Origin of the sequence: Sulfitobacter sp. HGT1 (genome assembly GCF_013282155.1) — a bacterium.
In the GTDB taxonomy this organism is placed as follows: domain Bacteria; phylum Pseudomonadota; class Alphaproteobacteria; order Rhodobacterales; family Rhodobacteraceae; genus Sulfitobacter.
In genome coordinates this window covers 106,841-124,611 of record NZ_BLWI01000010.1, presented here as the reverse complement: position 1 = coordinate 124,611, position 17,771 = coordinate 106,841, and the positions used below count along the sequence as shown (strand labels likewise).

At 58.5% G+C, this 17,771-nt stretch carries 19 protein-coding genes; 15 read left to right on the top strand and 4 right to left on the bottom strand.

Translation table 11 applies throughout. The features are described 5' to 3' along the window. Positions 1-8: 8 nt before the first annotated feature. The 3 genes from HGT1_RS10625 to miaA all read right to left on the bottom strand — a co-directional run bounded on the left by HGT1_RS10625 (position 9) and on the right by miaA (position 3,151). The gene (locus HGT1_RS10625) at positions 9-1,094 is read right to left on the bottom strand and encodes an ABC transporter permease (RefSeq protein WP_176249921.1); all 1,086 of its coding nucleotides are present in this window, start codon (positions 1,092-1,094) and stop codon (positions 9-11) included. A 282-nt stretch (positions 1,095-1,376) separates the two neighbouring features. After that, positions 1,377-2,168: an AraC family transcriptional regulator gene (locus HGT1_RS10620; RefSeq protein WP_176249920.1), complete on the bottom strand. Its 792-nt coding sequence runs from the start codon at positions 2,166-2,168 to the stop codon at positions 1,377-1,379. Between the two features lie 92 nt (positions 2,169-2,260). Continuing rightward, positions 2,261-3,151 (bottom strand): tRNA (adenosine(37)-N6)-dimethylallyltransferase MiaA, encoded by an 891-nt coding sequence (miaA, locus tag HGT1_RS10615; RefSeq protein WP_176249919.1) that lies wholly within the window; start codon positions 3,149-3,151, stop codon positions 2,261-2,263. A 100-nt stretch (positions 3,152-3,251) separates the two neighbouring features. Between miaA and pyrH the strand changes: the two genes are divergently transcribed. The 13 genes from pyrH (at position 3,252) to lpxB (ending at position 15,304) form a co-directional block, all read left to right on the top strand. After that, entirely contained in the window at positions 3,252-3,980 is a 729-nt protein-coding gene (gene pyrH / locus HGT1_RS10610) for a UMP kinase (RefSeq protein WP_176249918.1), read from the top strand. 99 nt (positions 3,981-4,079) lie between these two features. Beyond that, the gene (frr, locus tag HGT1_RS10605) at positions 4,080-4,643 is read left to right on the top strand and encodes a ribosome recycling factor (protein WP_176249917.1); all 564 of its coding nucleotides are present in this window, start codon (positions 4,080-4,082) and stop codon (positions 4,641-4,643) included. Next, the gene (uppS, locus tag HGT1_RS10600) at positions 4,643-5,383 is read left to right on the top strand and encodes a polyprenyl diphosphate synthase (protein ID WP_176249916.1); all 741 of its coding nucleotides are present in this window, start codon (positions 4,643-4,645) and stop codon (positions 5,381-5,383) included. Before frr ends, uppS begins: the two co-directional genes overlap by 1 nt. A 22-nt stretch (positions 5,384-5,405) precedes the next feature. Further along, entirely contained in the window at positions 5,406-6,200 is a 795-nt protein-coding gene (locus tag HGT1_RS10595; protein WP_176249915.1) for a phosphatidate cytidylyltransferase, read from the top strand. Positions 6,201-6,206: 6 nt separating this feature from the next. After that, a complete protein-coding gene (dxr, locus tag HGT1_RS10590) occupies positions 6,207-7,382 on the top strand; it encodes a 1-deoxy-D-xylulose-5-phosphate reductoisomerase (protein WP_176249914.1) in 1,176 nt (391 codons plus the stop codon). A gap of 4 nt (positions 7,383-7,386) precedes the next feature. Then, positions 7,387-8,739: an RIP metalloprotease RseP gene (gene rseP / locus HGT1_RS10585; protein ID WP_176249913.1), complete on the top strand. Its 1,353-nt coding sequence runs from the start codon at positions 7,387-7,389 to the stop codon at positions 8,737-8,739. 99 nt (positions 8,740-8,838) lie between these two features. Beyond that, positions 8,839-8,964 carry a hypothetical protein gene (locus HGT1_RS18310; RefSeq protein ID WP_255200168.1) on the top strand — a complete coding sequence of 42 codons (126 nt, stop codon included), beginning with the start codon at positions 8,839-8,841 and terminating at the stop codon, positions 8,962-8,964. Positions 8,965-9,214: 250 nt separating this feature from the next. Continuing rightward, positions 9,215-11,464: an outer membrane protein assembly factor BamA gene (bamA, locus tag HGT1_RS10580; protein WP_255200167.1), complete on the top strand. Its 2,250-nt coding sequence runs from the start codon at positions 9,215-9,217 to the stop codon at positions 11,462-11,464. A gap of 7 nt (positions 11,465-11,471) precedes the next feature. After that, complete coding sequence (locus tag HGT1_RS10575) at positions 11,472-12,035, top strand: OmpH family outer membrane protein (RefSeq protein WP_176249911.1); 564 nt, start codon at positions 11,472-11,474, stop codon at positions 12,033-12,035. A gap of 68 nt (positions 12,036-12,103) precedes the next feature. After that, entirely contained in the window at positions 12,104-12,562 is a 459-nt protein-coding gene (gene fabZ, locus HGT1_RS10570) for a 3-hydroxyacyl-ACP dehydratase FabZ (RefSeq protein WP_176249910.1), read from the top strand. Beyond that, the gene (gene lpxA / locus HGT1_RS10565; protein WP_176249909.1) at positions 12,562-13,344 is read left to right on the top strand and encodes an acyl-ACP--UDP-N-acetylglucosamine O-acyltransferase; all 783 of its coding nucleotides are present in this window, start codon (positions 12,562-12,564) and stop codon (positions 13,342-13,344) included. Before fabZ ends, lpxA begins: the two co-directional genes overlap by 1 nt. Further along, a complete protein-coding gene (locus HGT1_RS10560; RefSeq protein ID WP_176249908.1) occupies positions 13,344-14,135 on the top strand; it encodes an LpxI family protein in 792 nt (263 codons plus the stop codon). Before lpxA ends, HGT1_RS10560 begins: the two co-directional genes overlap by 1 nt. Then, positions 14,132-15,304, top strand: a complete 1,173-nt coding sequence (gene lpxB / locus HGT1_RS10555; protein ID WP_176249907.1) for a lipid-A-disaccharide synthase — start codon at positions 14,132-14,134, stop codon at positions 15,302-15,304. Before HGT1_RS10560 ends, lpxB begins: the two co-directional genes overlap by 4 nt. A 61-nt stretch (positions 15,305-15,365) precedes the next feature. Here the strand turns inward: lpxB and mnmA are convergent, their stop codons facing one another. Then, entirely contained in the window at positions 15,366-16,508 is a 1,143-nt protein-coding gene (gene mnmA / locus HGT1_RS10550; RefSeq protein WP_176249906.1) for a tRNA 2-thiouridine(34) synthase MnmA, read from the bottom strand. 131 nt (positions 16,509-16,639) lie between these two features. On the opposite strand from mnmA, the gene HGT1_RS10545 reads away from it, so the two are divergent. Both HGT1_RS10545 and ctrA read left to right on the top strand, forming a co-directional pair. Then, complete coding sequence (locus tag HGT1_RS10545; RefSeq protein ID WP_176249905.1) at positions 16,640-16,918, top strand: DUF1153 domain-containing protein; 279 nt, start codon at positions 16,640-16,642, stop codon at positions 16,916-16,918. Positions 16,919-17,015: 97 nt separating this feature from the next. Then, entirely contained in the window at positions 17,016-17,735 is a 720-nt protein-coding gene (ctrA, locus tag HGT1_RS10540; RefSeq protein WP_176249904.1) for a response regulator transcription factor CtrA, read from the top strand. Positions 17,736-17,771: the final 36 nt, after the last annotated feature.

Genomic DNA, 17,771 nt, shown 5'->3' with positions numbered 1-17,771 from the left:
CCCTTTCTTTATGTGATGCGAATGCGCGGGTTCAAAAACACATAGCCGATGTCGGAAATCAGCTGTGTGACCAGAACCACGATGACAGAGACGACAGAGACAGCCAGAAGCAGCTCAATATCGTTATTCGATGCGGCCTGAACCAGCAGCCAGCCGAAGCCTTTGTAATTGAACAGGGTTTCCACGATGACGACCCCGTTCAAGAGCCACGGAATTTGCAGCATGATCACCGTGAAGGGCGCGATCAGGGCGTTGCGCAAGGCGTGTTTCAAAACGATATCGCTGAACTTGACCCCCTTGAGCCGCGCTGTGCGGATATATTGTGCGGTCATCACCTCGGTCATCGAGGCCCGCGTCATCCGCGCGATATAGCCCATCCCGTAAAGCGAGATCGTCAGCACAGGCAGAAAGAAGTTCCAGAATGTCGCGTCCTCCATCGCGGAGGTGGCAGAGCCCAGAAACAGGGTTTTCCCGTCGATCCAGCCCATGTCGGCCAGCCACGGCGATAGGCCAAACCGCGAGGACGCCAGAACCGCGATAAAGATAACGCCCGACACATATTCAGGGGTGGCGGTTGTGGCGATTGAAAAGGTCGACAGCGACCGGTCCAGCCGCGACCCTTCGCGCATCCCCGCCAGCACGCCCACAATCAACGCCGAAGGCACCATCAGCAGCAAAACGCACAGCATCAGCTTGCCCGTCAGCGCCAGACGGGTCAGCACCGTGGGGCCAACGTCTTCTTTGAAAACAGTCGAAAACCCCCAGTCCCCCTGCAAGATCCCGCAAAATCTGGGGCGGTCGTCGACCGGGGTGTCGCTGGTAAAGCAGCGTCCGGTTACCTTGCCGCTCTCGGCTTCGGTGATCCAGCCGGGCACAACGCCCAGCCATTGCCCGAATTTGGCCGGTGTGGGCTGCAAATAACCGCGGTTTTCAAGATAGCTGGTAACCGCCTCGTCCGACATGCGAAAGTTGCCTTGGGTCTTGGCCAGTTTTTCCAGATTGGGGTAAAGATTGGTTAACCAAAAAACGATGAATGTCAGACAAAGCGCTGTCAAAAGCATCACGCCCAGACGGCGCAGAATGAAAATCCCCATGGAACATCCCTATTGCGCGGCAGACGACCCGCGCCCAACCGAAATTTCGGGCGTGTCAGCCCAATGTGATTTTCTGCGCCGCACGTCGTCGGGCCTTTGGCCACTTAGACGCGCTGCTGGTCTCCCTTGGTGCTCATTATGCGAAGGATCGGGATTTCGCGGCGGCACCTTAATGCCCCCATGAGGCACGAGTTGGCGGGCAAGGTCAATGTCGGCTTTCGGCGTTTCACGATTAGTTTGCGACATCCGGCCATTCTATTTGCGACATGCACCCCGTTCAGGTCACGCCGTTTTGGCCGCCCGCAGCTTGCTGGGGGGCTTGCCCGTGTGGTGTTGAATGAACCGCGTGAAATAGGCAGCGGACCCAAAGCCCAGATGCCGCGCGATGCTTTGCGCCGAATGATCTGTCGTGCCAAGCAAAACCCGCGCTTCATAGACGACGCGTTCTGTCAGGATATCAGCCGCGGTTTTGCCGGTGGCCGCTTTGACAGCGCGGGTCAGATGGGTCGGGGTCACATCCAGCGCTTCGGCATAGGTGGCCATGGGGGCACCGGTTGCATATCTATCGGACACCATTTTGCAAAACCGTGCGCTAAGCCTGACACCTGCGCTGCGGCGGTCCGGAATATGTTCATCCTGCATGATCTGGCGCCGTAACCACACCGACATCAGCGCGGCGTGGCCCTCAAGCGCATCACCGGACAGGGGCCGCGAGGCTTGTTGTTCGCGTTGCGCGGCCTCGACCAATCCGGTCAATTCAGTCTGCGCCTGCACATCCCTGATCCGCAAATGCCGTGGCACCTGCGGCAAACGCAGGGGGGTGCCGTCCGGAATAACGACAGCCTGTCCGATGCCCTGACGGCCCAGTTCCATTGAAAACAACGACTGCGCGGGGATGAAAACCGCGTTATGCGCGCCTAGCCCCCGGCGCTGGCCATCCAGTTGCAACAATCCTTGACCGCGTGTGATCCATATCAGAAGATGCGACGGCATATCATGGCACAGCACCATCCGCCAATCCTGTCCCTGAGACAGTTGGGCAAGCGAGAGTATCCGGACGGAGCTAAGATTCATTATCCAACAAACATCGCATATATTAAAGCTGAGCCCAGCATTATACAGTTAGGCGGCAAATAAAAGTTATATTTGTGAAATCGGTGATATGCCTATGACGGACGGTATGACCGCCAGGCTTGGGTGTTATTGCGCAACCACGTGCGTTGACGTTTGGCATATCGGCGGGTTGCGATGATCGCGCTTTCGCGCGCCGTGTCCAAATCCGTGCGCCCTTCAAGATAGGCCATCAACTCCGGCACGCCAATGGCGCGGTGCGCGGGCAGGGCGGGGTCATAATCGGGGCGCACGGCGGCCACCTCGTCCAGCGCCCCTTGATCCAGCATCTGGTCGAACCGTTGGATGATGCGCTTGTTCAACCAATCCTTATCGGCATCCACGGCAATGGCGGTGCAGGCGCTTAATGGCAGCATCGGCGGCGGGGTGTTGGCCTGCCAGTCGGCCAGACCGCGGCCCGTTGCGCTCAGTACCTCCCAGGCGCGTTGCACCCGCATGGGGTTGTTCAGGTCCAACCGGGCCGCGGTCTGCTGATCAAGCTGGGCAAGCATCGCCTCGCGGGTCATTTGGTTTGCCTCGGCACGCACCGCATCAGGGGTGGCGGGGATATCGGCCAACCCTTGGGTCAAGGCCCCGAAATAGAGCCCCGTGCCCCCCACAATAATCGGCCTGATCCCTTGCTGCAAAATCTCGTTGAGTTCCCGCAACCAATGCCCGACGGAATAGGGTTGGTCCGCCGAAATATGACCGTATAACAGATGCTTGGCGCGCATTTCTTCCTCGATGGAAGGGCGCGCCGAAATCACCCGCCAGCATGAATAGACCTGACTGGCATCGGCATTGACGATCACACCGCCCTGGGTTTCGGCCAGCGCCAAGGCAAGGGCGGATTTGCCCGACGCCGTCGGCCCCGCGATCAACACCGGCAAGGCAGGATCAACGGTTGCAAGCACTGCATCGACAGACGTGAGGGGGCTTAGTTGCATTTCTTTGCACGGACCTTTGACGGAGCATTGAACATTTCTGCTATTTGCGACATTTTACACCGCAAAGAAAACCCTTCTCTCACCCTCGAAAGGTGCCCCCATGACAGATGACCTCCCTAAAGTGACATTCAAACGGGTGATGCTCAAGATTTCGGGGGAGGCTTTGATGGGGGATCAGGGGTTCGGCCTGCATCCGCCAACAGTCCAGCGGATCGCGCGCGAAGTCAAATCGGTGCATGATCTGGGTGTCGAGATTTGTATGGTCATCGGCGGCGGCAACATCTTTCGCGGCCTTCAGGGCAGCGCGCAGGGCATGGAACGCACCACGGCCGACTATATGGGGATGCTTGCCACCGTCATGAACGCGCTGGCCATGCAATCCGCGCTCGAGGAGCTGGACATCCACACCCGTGTGATTTCCGCGATCACCATGAACGAAGTCGCCGAACCCTATATCCGCCGCCGCGCCGTGCGCCACCTTGAGAAGAAACGCGTGTGCATTTTTGCCGCCGGCACCGGCAACCCTTATTTCACCACCGACACCGCCGCGACCCTGCGCGCCAATGAAATGGCCTGCGAGGCGATCTTTAAGGGCACCAAGGTTGACGGGGTATACGACAAAGACCCGGCAAAATTCGCCGATGCCAAACGCTATGACACGGTCAGCTATGACGACGTGCTGCAAAAGCGGCTTGGGGTTATGGATGCGTCGGCCATCGCACTGGCGCGCGACAACAACCTGCCGATCATCGTATTCTCGCTGGATGAACCGGGCGGTTTCCGGGGCATTCTGGCGGGTCAGGGCACCTATACGCGGGTCCAGGGATAACGCAGGATCAAGGGCGCGCGCAGCTCTCTCTATACAATGGGGGACTGTTGCCGCTATATCGATTGAACTTTTAACAGATACCAAACCACCGGGGACATCATGTCAGACGATTTTATGCTGGATACCGACGATCTGCAGCGGCGCATGGATGGCGCAATTGCTTCTTTGCGCACCGAATTCGCGTCATTGCGCACAGGCCGCGCGTCGGCGTCGATGCTGGAGCCGGTGATGGTGGATGCCTATGGCACCAAGACACCGATCAACCAGGTTGGCACCGTCAACGTCCCCGAGCCTCGGATGGTTACGATCAACGTCTGGGACAAAGGGCTGGTTGGCAAAGTCGAAAAAGCGATCCGCGAATCCGGTCTGGGCATCAACCCGCAGCTGAACGGCACGATCATCATGCTGCCGATCCCGGAATTGAACGAAGAACGCCGCACCCAACTGACCAAGGTTGCCGGCCAGTACAGCGAAAACGCCCGCGTCTCCATTCGCAACATCCGCCGCGACGGCATGGACCAGATCAAAAAAGCCAAGGCTGACGGCATGTCCGAAGATGACCAAAAGGTCTGGGAAGGCGAAGTTCAGAATTTGACGAACAAATACATCGCCATGATCGACGAACAGCTTGAAACGAAACAAGCCGAGATCATGCAAGTTTGATGCCTGCCGCGTCCAACCCAACGTCTGAACTGGTTCCAGGGGCACCGCGTCATGTGGCGATCATTATGGATGGGAACGGCCGTTGGGCAACGCAGCGCGGCAGGCCACGCCTGTTCGGCCATCACGCCGGTGCCAAGCGGGTGCGCGAAATCGTCGAAGCCTGTCCCGATTTCGGGGTGGAATACCTGACGATCTTTGCCTTTTCGACCGAGAACTGGAAACGCACGCAAGTCGAAGTGGCCGGCCTGATGAGCCTGTTCCGGCGCTACATCACCAAAGAAACAAGGGCGCTCAAGGCCGAAGGCGTGCGCGTGCGTTTTATCGGTGACCGGGTCAAGCTGGATGACAAACTGATCAAGCTGATGAACGATCTGGAACAAGAAACCGAGTGCAACACCCGCGTTCATCTGACAATCGCGTTGAATTACGGCGGCCGCGACGAGGTTGCCCGCGCGACCCAACGGCTGGCCCATGATGTGGCTGCCGGGCTTTTGGCCCCCGAGGATGTGGACGAGGAAACCCTGCCGCGGTATCTGGACACCCATGTCTTGCCCGACCCCGATCTGGTGATCCGCACCAGCGGCGAGGCGCGGATTTCCAACTTTTTGCTGTGGCAGTCGGCCTATGCGGAATATGAATTTATCGACACGCTCTGGCCCGACTTCTCAAAGGCCGAATTTGGCGAACTCTGCGCTTCTTTCGGAGGCAGGGACCGGCGTTTTGGTGCCGTGAAACCATGACCGGCACAAAAGGATGCAGCTTATGACTGATAAATCGGACAAGTGGTCTGACCTTGCAGCACGTCTGGGGTCAGCGGCCGCAATGGTCGTCATCGGCCTTGCCGGTATTTTTATGGGCGGGCATATTTTTCATGTGCTGGTCGCGATCATCTGCGGTTTGATGGCCTGGGAACTGGTGGGCATGCTAAGCCCCGACCAACCGGGCACCAAGATCCAGATGGGCCTGCTGGTGGGCGGTGCCACCTTGGCGGCGATATATCTGCCAATCGGATTTGCGCTGCCGGTCTTGCTGGCCCCTGCGCTGGTCGGGTTCGGCCAGCTTGCCAAACACCGCACGATCTTTATGTGTTTTACCGTCCTGATCCTGCTTGCGGGCTTTGGTCTGGTGCAACTGCGCGATGGCTATGGCTTTGGCTGGATGATGTGGCTGGTGTTGGTGGTCGTTGTCACGGATGTTGTGGGATATTTCGCCGGTCGTGCGATTGGCGGGCCCAAGTTCTGGCCCCGTGTCAGCCCCAAGAAAACCTGGTCCGGCACCGCTGCCGGTTGGGTCGGTGCGGCAATTGTCGGCTATGTGTTTTCGATCAACACCGGCATCGGGATGCAGCTTGTCGGGGTGTCGATCGCGGTGTCCATGGCGTCCCAGATGGGCGATATGGCCGAATCCGGTATGAAACGGCGGGTCGGGGCCAAGGACAGCTCTAACTTGATCCCCGGTCACGGCGGTTTGCTGGACCGGTTTGACGGCATGTTGGGCGCAGCCTTGTTCCTGCTGATCATCGGCCAGTTTCTGACCATCACGCCAACCCTGAACTGATCCGGCATGAAACGTCGGGTAAGTATCTTCGGGGCGACCGGTTCAATCGGGCAAAACACCATTGACCTGATCCGGCGTGCCCCAGACGACTATGATGTGGTGGCCCTGACCGGCGCGGGCAATATTGCGCAGCTTGCGGCGGATGCCATCGATCTGGGTGCCGATATTGCGATCACCGCCCATGACGCACGGTTGGATGATCTGCGCGCGGCCTTGCAGGGCAGCGGGGTGCGCGCCGCCGCCGGGACTAATGCCATCCGCGAAGCCGCGACCCGCCCCGCGGATTGGGTGATGTCGGCAATCGTCGGTGCCGCAGGTCTGGCCCCCGGCGTTGAGGCGTTGAAACAAGGCGCCACACTGGCGCTGGCCAACAAGGAATCGCTGGTCTGTGCCGGTCGGCTGATGCTGGAAACCGCCCAGACCCACGGTGCCGCGATCCTGCCTGTGGACAGCGAACATTCCGCGATCTTTCAGGCCCTGATCGGCGAGGATATGGCCGCCGTCGAACGCATCATCATCACCGCCAGCGGGGGGGCGTTTCGCGATTGGCCGCTTGAGAAACTGGCCGATGCCACACTGGATCAGGCCTCTAGCCATCCGAATTGGGACATGGGGCAGCGGATCACGATCGACAGCGCTTCCATGTTTAACAAAGCGATGGAAGTCATTGAAACCCATGAGTTTTTCAATATCGACCCCGCGCGTATCGAGGTGTTGGTACATCCGCAATCCATGATCCATGCGCTGGTCGGCTTTAACGACGGGGCGTTGATGGCCCATGTCGGCCCCCCTGACATGCGCCACGCCATCGGCTTTGCGCTGCACCATCCGCACCGCAAGCATTTGCCGGTCGAACGGCTGGATCTGGCCAAGATCGGCAGCTTCGAATTTCGCACCCCGGATGAAATCCGCTGGCCCGCGCTGCGTCTGGCCCGCGAGGTGATGGAACGCGGTGGCATGGCGGGGGCTGTTTTCAACGCCGCCAAAGAAACCGCGCTGGATGGATTTATCGACGGTCGCTTGCGGTTTCCGCAAATGGCCGAGGTCGTCGAGGACGTTTTGACACAGCTAAATTCCGACACAGGTCTTATTGATGCCACCATGACCCTTGATAACGTGGCACAAGTGGACCATCTGGCAAGAGAAGCGGCGCAGGCCGTCATCACAAAAAGGGCAGGGTAACGTTTTGGACATTTTTGCACTGATTCCGCAGTTTGGCGGGCTGATCTGGACGTTGCTGGCCTTTGTCATCGCCTTGTCGGTGATTGTCGCGATCCATGAATACGGCCACTATATCGTTGGGCGGTGGTCTGGCATTCACGCCGATGTTTTCTCGCTCGGGTTCGGGCCGGTGTTGTACAGCCGTGTCGATAAACGCGGCACGGTTTGGCAGATCGCGGCATTGCCCTTTGGCGGCTATGTGAAATTCGCGGGCGATTCCAATGCCGCGTCGGGCAAGGACGAAGCCGCGATGGAGGCTGCTCAGGTTGATCCTGTCCGGTTGCGCAGCACCATGCACGGTGCCCCACTATGGGCGCGTGCGGCGACGGTTGCAGCCGGTCCTGTGTTCAACTTTGCCATGTCGATCCTGATCTTTTTCGTGATTGCCCTGCAGGTCGGTGTGCCAAAGGAGCCGCTGACCGTGGGCGAGATGCGCGCGCTGCCGTTTGAAGGGTCACAGTTGCAACCGGGCGATGAAATCCTGTCGGTTGCCGGAATTCCGATCCCCTCTGCGGATGATGAAACGGCCTATTCCGATGCGTTTGACGCGGTCCCGCTGGGGCAACCGCTGGATTACGACGTGATGCGCGATGGCCAGCAAATGACTGTGCCCGGCCCCTATCTGATGCCCACTTTGGTCAAACAGGTGATGCCGCAATCTGCCGCTTACGAAGCAGGATTGATGGCGGGTGACGTGATTACTGCCATTGATGGCGTGCCGATCTTTGCGTTCAGCCAGCTTAAGAAATTCGTAGAAGCCTCGGAGGGGCGGGCCGTGCTGCTGACCGTCTGGCGCGAGGGAGAGACCCTTGAATTTACCATGCGTCCCAAGGTGATCGACGAACCCCAGCCCGATGGCGGGTTCAAATCGCAGACCCGCATCGGCATTGCCGGCGGCACGGCCTTTGACGCGGCCACCACAACCCCCGGCGTGTTTGAGGCGCTTTGGGGTGGGGTGACCAACACAGGCCGCATCATCCAAGGGTCGATTTCCGGCCTCAAGCACATGATCGTCGGCAATATCAGCACCTGCAACCTGTCCGGTCCGGTGGGGATCGCGCAGACATCCGGTGCAATGGCATCGCAAGGGGCGCAATCGTTCATCTATTTCATCGCGGTGCTGTCCACGGCGGTGGGGCTCCTGAACCTCTTCCCGATTCCGGCGCTGGATGGCGGTCATCTGGTGTTTTATGCCTACGAAGCCGTAACCGGTAAGCCTCCCAGTGATGGGGCCTTGCGGATATTGATGACGATTGGCCTGACGCTGGTGCTGGGTCTGATGGTATTCGCCCTTGGGAACGATATTTTCTGCCCGTAAGATCGGAAAATATCCCTTCGCCTTATTTCCGCCACAATTCGCCAAAAATTTGCCGTATTGCGGATTTAGACCTTTGTGGAACACGCAAAGGAATATTTCATGCAGACGATCAAAACCAGCTGCCGGGGCCTCAGCCTTTTGCTTGATCTCAACTGGGATCGTGCCCTGTATTTTGGCACGCTGGCCTTTGCCTTGGCAGCCGGGGCGTTCCTCGGATCGCTTTAAACCTGCCGCTTTTCTACCTGATGATGAGACCACAAGCCGATAGATGCCTTTATATAGGGGCATCATCGGCTTCTTGGTTTTGACAACACGTGTTAATTTGTCTAGTCAGACTTAAAATAGATTTAAAAAACGGGTGTGAAATATGGGGCGTACCAACAGGCAGGACAATTTCGTCCGAAACTCAGCGACATCGACATTTGCGAAATCGCTACGTGGCGCTTCCTTTTGTGTTATGATGTCAGTGGCTTGGATGGTTCCAGGCTCACCAGCGGACGCGCAGGAATACACATTCAGCACCATCCAGATCGAAGGCAATAACCGGATCGGCGACAGCGCCGTGCTCAGCCGCGCAGGAATCGCACGCGGAAAAGCGGTGTCGGGCGGAGAGTTGAACGACGCATACCAGCGCTTGCAAGCCAGCGGGTTGTTTGAATCTGTGACGATTGAGCCACGCGGCGGCACTTTGGTGATCACCGTGGTGGAATACCCCACAATCAACCGCGTCAGCTTTGAAGGCAACGCCCGGATCAAGGACGAGGTGCTTGCCTCGGTGATCGATTCCGATGCGCGCCGTGTTTTCAACCCGACCCAGGCCGAAAAAGACGCGAATGCGATTGCACAGGCCTATAGCAACGACGGCCGTATCTCTGCACGGGTCCAGCCCAAGATCATCCGCCGCAGCCAGAACCGCGTCGATCTGGTGTTTGAAATCTTTGAAGGCGACAATGTCGAAATCGAACGCCTGAGCTTTGTCGGCAACCGCGTCTATTCCGACCGCCGCTTGCGCCGGGTATTGGGCACCAAACAGGCCGGGCTTTTCCGGATATTGGTAAAGCGTGACACCTTTGTTGCGGATCGCACCGAAGCCGACAAACAGATGCTGCGCGATTTCTATGTCTCGCGTGGCTATGTCGACATGCGCATTTCGGCGGTGAACGCCCAGTTGACCGAAGAACGTGACGGCTATTTCGTCCAGTACAACGTGCAAGAGGGCCAGCAGTTCAAATTCGGTGAAATGACTGTGTCGTCGACCATCGAAGGTGTGGATGCCGCCGCATATCAAAAGATCATCAAATCCAAACAGGGTGGCGTCTATTCCCCGACATTGGTTGAAACCGATATCGCGCGGATGGAACGTCAGGCGATCCGGGACGGCATTGATTTCATGCGCATCGAACCCGTGGTCACCCGCAACGACCGCGAACAGACATTGGATGTGGAATACCGCATTACCCGTGGTCCGCGCGTTTTTGTCGAACGGATCGACATCGAAGGCAACACCACCACGATGGATCGCGTTGTGCGCCGCCAGTTTGACAGCGTCGAAGGCGACCCGTTCAACCCGCGTGAAATTCGCGCCAGTGCCGAACGCATCCGGGCCCTTGGGTATTTCGAAACAGCAGACGTGAACGCGCGTGAGGGGTCCAGCCCCGAACAGGTGGTGATTGATGTAAACGTCGAGGAAAAACCAACCGGCTCGCTGAACTTTGGTGGGTCGTTCTCTTCGGCGGACGGGGTTGGTCTTGCGATCAGCTTTGCCGAGGAAAACTTCATGGGTCGTGGGCAAAAGCTGACGCTGGCGGTCAGTACTGCGACCGATGCCCAACGGTATGGTCTTAGCTTTGTTGAACCCAGCCTGCTGGGGCGTGACGTGGCATTTGGCCTGAACCTTGACTATGCCCAAACCAATTCGTCCTTCTCGAGCTTTGATTCCGAACGGTTCAACTTCAGCCCGAGCCTGTCTTTCCCCGTCAGCGAAAACGGGCGTTTGCAACTGCGTTATGGCTATGAAGATTTCGAGATGATAGCCCGTGACGTGCCTGTGCATGGTCCGGTGATTGGCAACGATATTGCCGTCGGCGCGCAGAGCGCATCGACGATCGGCTATACCTACAGCTATGACACCCGCCGTACCGGCATTGACCCGACATCCGGCGTGTTGCTGCAATTCGGTCAGGATTTCGCCGGCCTGGGTGGTGACTCGAAGTTTGTGAAAACCGCGGCAAAGGTCATCGGCGAAAAGAAGATCTTGAACGAGGAAGTCACCCTGCGTGCGTCTCTTGAGGGCGGCGCATTGGCATGGAGCAGCGGCACCAACCGTGTGGTTGACCGCTTTGTGCTTGGGCCGTCGATCATGCGCGGTTTTGAAGCCGGTGGCATTGGCCCGCGCGATCAAAGCGTAGGTTTCGACGATCCACTTGGCGGTAACCTTTATGTGGTGGCCCGGTTCGAAGCCGAATTCCCTGTTGGTCTGCCCGAGGAATACGGGATTTCCGGCGGTGTGTTCTATGACGTCGGCAATCTTTGGGATCTGTCGGATGTGAACACAACCGGCGGCACAATCGTTGGCGAGGACGGCTCATTCCGTCACGTGGTCGGTCTGTCCCTGTTCTGGGAAACCCCCGTGGGGCCGCTCCAGTTCAACGTGTCAAAGGCCTTGAAAAAGGAAACCTTTGATAAGGAACAAAAGTTCGAGATTACTCTTAGAACTGATTTCTGATCGCCAGATGCGTCTGACCAGATTCGTAATATGCCTGATCCCGGCTCTGTCATTTTTGACGGGGCCGGGATTTTCGCAACAAACGGCTGCGCCTGTGGCCCCGATCGGCGTGATCCAAAGCCCGATCCTGACAATCGATTCCGACCGCGTTTTTAACGAAAGCGCCTTTGGCCTGCGCGTTGCAGCCGAGATCGACGCGAAAAGCGCCGAACTGTCCGCAGAAAACCGCACGATCGAAAGCGACCTTGAGGCCGAGGAAGAACAACTGACCATCCAACGCAAGGCCATGACCGCCGAAGCCTTTCGGGAACTGGCCGATGCTTTTGATGAAAAAGTACAATTGACCCGCCGGACCCAAGCCACCAAAGGCCGTGCGCTGAACGATCTTGTGGATCAGGAACGCGAGGTATTCCTGAATGCCGCAGGCCCGGTTCTGGAAGAGCTGATGCGCGATACCGGCGCTGCCGTGATCCTTGAACGCCGGTCGGTTTTTGTCAGTGCAAACGCCATCGACATCACGAACGAAGCCATCGAGCGGCTGAACGCCTCGGTTGGCAGCGGCAAAAACTAGGCCGCCTGCTTGCTCAAGCGCGCCAATATTGCTAGCCAGATATAACAATTCAAAAGACAGGACCCGCAATGACTGACACCCTGCCAAGCGCTGATATCCAGATGATCCAGCGGATCATTCCCCATCGTTACCCTTTCTTGTTGGTCGATAAAGTGGTCGATATCCAAGGCACCGAAAGCGCGGTGGGGATCAAGAACGTCACCATGAACGAACCGCATTTTCAGGGGCATTTCCCCGGCATGCCAATCATGCCCGGCGTCACGATCGTCGAGGCGATGGCCCAGACGGCTGCCGTGATGGTGGGTGTCACCCTCGAGATGGCGGACAAGGAAATGAAGGTCTATTTCATGGCCATCGACAAATGCAAATTCCGCCGCAAGGTCATCCCCGGCGATGTGCTGCGGATGGAGCTGAAGACCCTGCGCGGCAAACCCGGCGGCAAGGTCTGGCGCTTTGGTGGCGTGGCATCGGTCGAAGGCGAGATGGCGGCCGAAGTCGAATTTACGGCAATGATGGACATGTCCTGATGGCAAACATCCACCCCAGTGCCGTGATCGAAGACGGCGCGCAGATTGATCCGTCAGCCGTTATCGGCCCGTTCTGCGTTGTTGGCCCTCAGGTCGTGATCCACGCCGATGTGGTGTTGAAATCCCATGCGATTGTCACGGGCCAGACCGAGGTCGGCGCAGGCACGGTGATCTTCTCTTTTGCGGTGATCGGTGAAATCCCGCAGGATTTGAAATTCAAGGGCGAGGCAAGCCGTCTGGTGATTGGCAAGCGCAACCGCATCCGTGAACATGTCACCATGAACTGCGGCACCGAAGGCGGCGGCGGATTGACCAAGGTGGGCGATGACGGCCTGTTCATGGCCGGTTGTCACGTTGCCCATGACGCGATTCTGGGCGACCGCGTGATCATGGCCAACAGCGCCGCTGTCGCGGGCCATTGCATTATCGAAGACGATGTTATCATCGGCGGGCTTTCGGGCATTCATCAATTCGTGCGCATCGGGCATGGGGCCATTATCGGGGCCGTGACCATGGTGACCAATGACGTGATCCCCTATGGCCTGGTTCAGGCACCACGCGGGGCGCTGGATGGGTTGAACCTGGTCGGGCTGAAACGGCGCGGGGTTGCGCGCAGTGACATCACCGCTCTGCGCGCTGCGTTTCAAATGCTGGCACAGGGCGAGGGCACGTTCCACGACCGCGCCCAGCGGTTGGGCGACGAAACCGAAAGCGACTATGTGCGCGAGATCGTCGATTTTGTCATGTCCGACACGGGCCGCCATTTCCTGACGCCGGGCTGATGCTGGCGTTGATCGCAGGGGGTGGTGGATTGCCCCAACGGGTGGTGGGATCGCAGGCGGTTGCACCGTTGATTTGCGCCTATGAAGATGTGCCGGTGCAGGGGCTGACACCCGCATTGACCTTCCGGCTTGAAACCCTTGGAAGCCTGCTGAAATCCCTGCAAGACCAAGGGGTTACACGAGTCTGTTTTTGCGGCAGTGTCCCGCGTCCGCGCTTTGATCCGTCAAAGCTGGATGCCCAGACGATGCCCTTGGTCCCGTTGTTCCAAAAGGCCTTGGCGGCAGGCGATGACGGCGCGTTGCGGGTCCTGATCGAGATATTCGAACAGGCGGGCATGACTGTCGTTGCGGCCCATGAACTGGCCCCTGACTTGCTGGCGAAACCCGGCGTTCTGGGTGCGCAAACGCCTGACACCGCGATGGAGCAAGACGCCGCGCGGGCAGAACAGGTGGTCAGCACGCTTGCGCCGCTGGATGTCGGGCAATGCTGCGTTGTGGGCGGCGGGCAGGTCTTTGGGATCGAGGCGATTGGCGGCACCGATCATCTGCTGGCGACCTTGCCAGAGCGGGTGAAAACGTCACGCGCCATTCTGTTCAAAGGGCCAAAACCCGGTCAAAGCCGTCTGGTCGACATGCCCACCATCGGCCCTGCAACGCTGGAAGCCGCCCATCGCGCAGGTCTGGCAGGCGTGGTGATTGCAGCCGGCGGGGTGATTGTCCTTGAGCCGGCGCGCTGTGCGACCCTTGCCGATGATCTGGCTCTGGTGCTTTGGGCGCGGGCTGCGGAATGAAGGTGTTTATCGTCGCGGGCGAACCTTCCGGGGATCGCTTGGGCGGTGCCTTGATGGCCGGATTGAAAACCCTGCGTCCCGATGTGCGTTTCGAGGGGATCGGCGGCAGCGACATGGCCGCCGAAGGGCTGCACAGCCGCTTTGACATGTCCGAACTGTCGGTGATGGGCATTGCCGAGATCCTGCCGAAATACCGCGCGCTGATGGCCCGCATCAACGAGACCGCCGAGGCGGTGATCGCGGCCAAACCGGATGTGATGATCACCATCGACAGCCCAGATTTTTCGCTGCGCGTGGCAAAGCGGGTCAAGGCGCGGTCCAATATCCGCACGGTCCATTACGTGGCCCCGACGGTTTGGGCATGGCGCCCCGGTCGGGCCAAAAAGATGGCGCGCTATATTGATCATGTCCTCGCACTTTTCCCCTTTGAGCCGCCGTTGATGCAGGCCGAAGGAATGGACTGCGATTTCGTCGGACACCCGGTGGTGGCCGAGCCGGTTGCGACGGATGCGCAAGCGCTGGCATTCCGGACGGATGCCGGAATTGGCGATGCGCCTTTGCTGATGGTCCTGCCCGGATCGCGGCGGTCCGAGGTGGCCAAGCTGGCGGGGGTGTTCGGCGATGCCGTGGCGCAATTTGCCAAAGGCGTGCCCGATCTGCGCGTGGTCATCCCCGCGGCTGGCCCCGTTGCCGATGCGGTGATCGAGGCCTGCCGGGATTGGGCGGTTGCCCCCGTTATCCTTGATCCGCGCGGGATGAGCCGCGAGGAGGCGCAGGCCCGCAAACTGGCCGCCTTCCGTGCCGCCGACCTTGCGCTGGCGGCATCGGGCACTGTGTCGCTGGAACTGGCGGCTGCGGCGACCCCGATGGTGATTGCCTACCGGATGCATTGGCTGAGCTTCCGCTTGATCAAGGCGATGGCGCTGATTGATACGGTGACACTGGTTAATCTGGTCTCTGACACCCGTGTGGTCCCCGAGTTCTTGGGGCCGGATTGCGAGGCTGACAAGATCGCCGGTGGATTGGACGCCGTGTACAGGGCACCTGATGCCCAGAAAGGCGCTATGGCGCTGACGATGGAACGTTTGGGGCAGGGCGGCGAAGCACCCGGCCTGCGGGCTGCACGGGCTGTTCTGGGGCGTATGGGGATGGTTTCCGAGGACGGATGAGGGGCGCTGCCCCTCAAACTCCCCGGGATTTTAGACCATTTGGAAGCATTCAGGGCTTGGGTTACCCTTTGTGGATCCAGCCCCCACCAAAGATGCGCGAGCTTTCGGGATCGTAGAATACGCACGCCTGCCCCGGGGAAACGCCTTCTTCGGGGACGAGCAATTCGACCTCGGCTGAGGTATCGCTGATCGGGCGCAGGATTGCGTCGATTGGCGGGCGGGTCGAGCGGACTTTGACCGCGATGGGCCATTCGGATTTGGACATCAAAGGCGCGTCGCCAAGCCAGTTGATCTCGCGCAGGGGAACTGTGCGGGTGGCAAGCATGGATTTAGGGCCCACGACGACTTGCGCCTTGTCGGCATCCAGACGGACGACATAAAGCGGGTCGGCGAGGCCCCCAATGCCCAGGCCCCGGCGCTGGCCGATGGTATAGTTGATCACCCCGTCATGGCGCGCCAGAACAGTACCGTCGCTATCGACGATATCACCGGGGTTTGCGGCCTCGGGGCGGAGTTTGCGGATCACTGCCGCGTAATCGCCATTGGGCACAAAGCAGATGTCCTGGCTGTCGGGCTTGTCCGCGACGCTGAGCCCGTATTTTTCGGCCAGGGCGCGGGTGTCGTTTTTGGAGGGCAGATGGCCCAATGGAAAGCGCAGATACTCCAACTGTTCCGGCGTGGTGGAGAACAGGAAATAGCTTTGATCGCGGTTGGCATCGGCGGCGCAATGCAATTCGGCACCGTTTTTGCCCATTTTGCGCTGGATATAATGGCCCGTTGCCATGCAATCGGCATCAAGGTCTTTGGCGGTTTCAAGCAGGTCCTTGAATTTCACCCGTTCGTTGCAGCGGATGCAGGGCACAGGCGTCGCCCCGCCAAGATAGCTGTCGGCGAATTCGTCGATCACCGCGTCTTTGAACACGTTTTCATAATCGAGCACGTAATGCGGAAAGCCCATGTCTTCGGCCACGCGGCGCGCATCATGAATGTCGATCCCCGCGCAGCAGGCACCTTTCTTCGACAAGGCCGCCCCGTGATCGTAAAGTTGCAGCGTCACACCCACCACATCATAGCCTTCCTCGGCCAGCATGGCAGCGACGACTGAACTGTCCACGCCGCCCGACATGGCCACGACAACGCGCGTATCGGCGGGCGCTTTGGCAAAGCCCAATGAGTTCAACGGCAGTGTGCGATCGAGAGGCATGATAATTCTCCGGGAGGTTTAAGGCGATATATAAGAAAATCCGCTGTATTCTCAAGGGGGCACTTCATTTGTCCTTAAGGCTCCCAATTCACAATCCCCATATTGCTGGAGTGGTGAGTAGTGGTGAGTATATGTATTTGAAAAAAGTCGATGGGCCGCGGGCGGTCACTTTGCCGGATGGGACGACGTTCAGTCAGGCCGATCTGCCCGATCGAAAGACACGTCGCTGGGTTGCGTCGCGCAAGGCGGCGGTGGTGCGCGGCGTGGTTTACGGCCTTATCAGCCAGTCTGATGTGTTTGAGCGCTATAATATCAGCGAGGAAGAGTTTCTGGAATGGGTCCGCGCGGTGTCCGAGCATGGGGAGGCCGCTTTGCGGGCGACGGCGCTTCAAAAATACAGACAACTTTAGGTTGTCAATTGTAAAGACATGTGCCATTAACGTGTGGTTAATGATTTTTGTTCACGTTACGGTCGGTGGCCCAATAGATCAAAAATGGAGAAGCTGAATGCGCGTATTGCTGGTAGAAGACGATCCTACGACCTCGAAAAGCATCGAAATGATGCTGACCCATGCGAATTTGAATACCTATGCGACAGACTTGGGGGAGGAAGGGATCGATCTTGCGAAGCTGTATGATTATGACCTTATCCTGCTGGATCTGGATCTTCCCGACATGAACGGTCACGAGGTTTTGCGACAGTTGCGGCTGAGCCGAATTGAAACGCCTATTTTGATCCTTTCGGGGTCGGATGATACCGAAAGCAAGATCAAAGGGTTCGGATTTGGTGCCGATGATTATTTGACCAAACCCTTTCACCGCGAAGAATTGGTGGCCCGCATTCATGCGATCATTCGCCGGTCCAAAGGCCATTCCCAGTCGGTCATCAACACAGGGCAGGTGTCGGTCAATCTGGATGCAAAAACCGTGACCGTAGACAAGAAAACCGTGCATCTGACCGGCAAGGAATACCAGATGTTCGAATTGCTGAGCCTGCGCAAGGGCACGACCCTGACCAAGGAGATGTTCCTTAATCACCTCTATGGCGGCATGGACGAGCCGGAGTTGAAGATTATCGACGTATTCATTTGCAAACTGCGCAAAAAGCTGAGCATCGCGACGGGTGGTGAAAATTATATCGAAACCGTGTGGGGGCGCGGCTATGTTTTGCGCGACCCTGAACCGTCTTCAATGCCTGTGCAGGAAAAGATGGCTGTCGGACTTTGATCCTGTCGGGTGATATCTGCTAGACCTGCGAAAAAT

Coding starts and splice junctions, on each gene's coding strand:
- HGT1_RS10625 (WP_176249921.1), bottom strand. CDS start 1,094: ATGGGGATTTTCATTCTGCGCCGTCTGGGCGTGATGCTTTTGACAGCG.
- HGT1_RS10620 (WP_176249920.1), bottom strand. CDS start 2,168: ATGAATCTTAGCTCCGTCCGGATACTCTCGCTTGCCCAACTGTCTCAG.
- miaA (WP_176249919.1), bottom strand. CDS start 3,151: ATGCAACTAAGCCCCCTCACGTCTGTCGATGCAGTGCTTGCAACCGTT.
- pyrH (WP_176249918.1), top strand. CDS start 3,252: ATGACAGATGACCTCCCTAAAGTGACATTCAAACGGGTGATGCTCAAG.
- frr (WP_176249917.1), top strand. CDS start 4,080: ATGTCAGACGATTTTATGCTGGATACCGACGATCTGCAGCGGCGCATG.
- uppS (WP_176249916.1), top strand. CDS start 4,643: ATGCCTGCCGCGTCCAACCCAACGTCTGAACTGGTTCCAGGGGCACCG.
- HGT1_RS10595 (WP_176249915.1), top strand. CDS start 5,406: ATGACTGATAAATCGGACAAGTGGTCTGACCTTGCAGCACGTCTGGGG.
- dxr (WP_176249914.1), top strand. CDS start 6,207: ATGAAACGTCGGGTAAGTATCTTCGGGGCGACCGGTTCAATCGGGCAA.
- HGT1_RS18310 (WP_255200168.1), top strand. CDS start 8,839: ATGCAGACGATCAAAACCAGCTGCCGGGGCCTCAGCCTTTTGCTTGAT.
- bamA (WP_255200167.1), top strand. CDS start 9,215: ATGGTTCCAGGCTCACCAGCGGACGCGCAGGAATACACATTCAGCACC.
- HGT1_RS10575 (WP_176249911.1), top strand. CDS start 11,472: ATGCGTCTGACCAGATTCGTAATATGCCTGATCCCGGCTCTGTCATTT.
- fabZ (WP_176249910.1), top strand. CDS start 12,104: ATGACTGACACCCTGCCAAGCGCTGATATCCAGATGATCCAGCGGATC.
- lpxA (WP_176249909.1), top strand. CDS start 12,562: ATGGCAAACATCCACCCCAGTGCCGTGATCGAAGACGGCGCGCAGATT.
- HGT1_RS10560 (WP_176249908.1), top strand. CDS start 13,344: ATGCTGGCGTTGATCGCAGGGGGTGGTGGATTGCCCCAACGGGTGGTG.
- lpxB (WP_176249907.1), top strand. CDS start 14,132: ATGAAGGTGTTTATCGTCGCGGGCGAACCTTCCGGGGATCGCTTGGGC.
- mnmA (WP_176249906.1), bottom strand. CDS start 16,508: ATGCCTCTCGATCGCACACTGCCGTTGAACTCATTGGGCTTTGCCAAA.
- HGT1_RS10545 (WP_176249905.1), top strand. CDS start 16,640: ATGTATTTGAAAAAAGTCGATGGGCCGCGGGCGGTCACTTTGCCGGAT.
- ctrA (WP_176249904.1), top strand. CDS start 17,016: ATGCGCGTATTGCTGGTAGAAGACGATCCTACGACCTCGAAAAGCATC.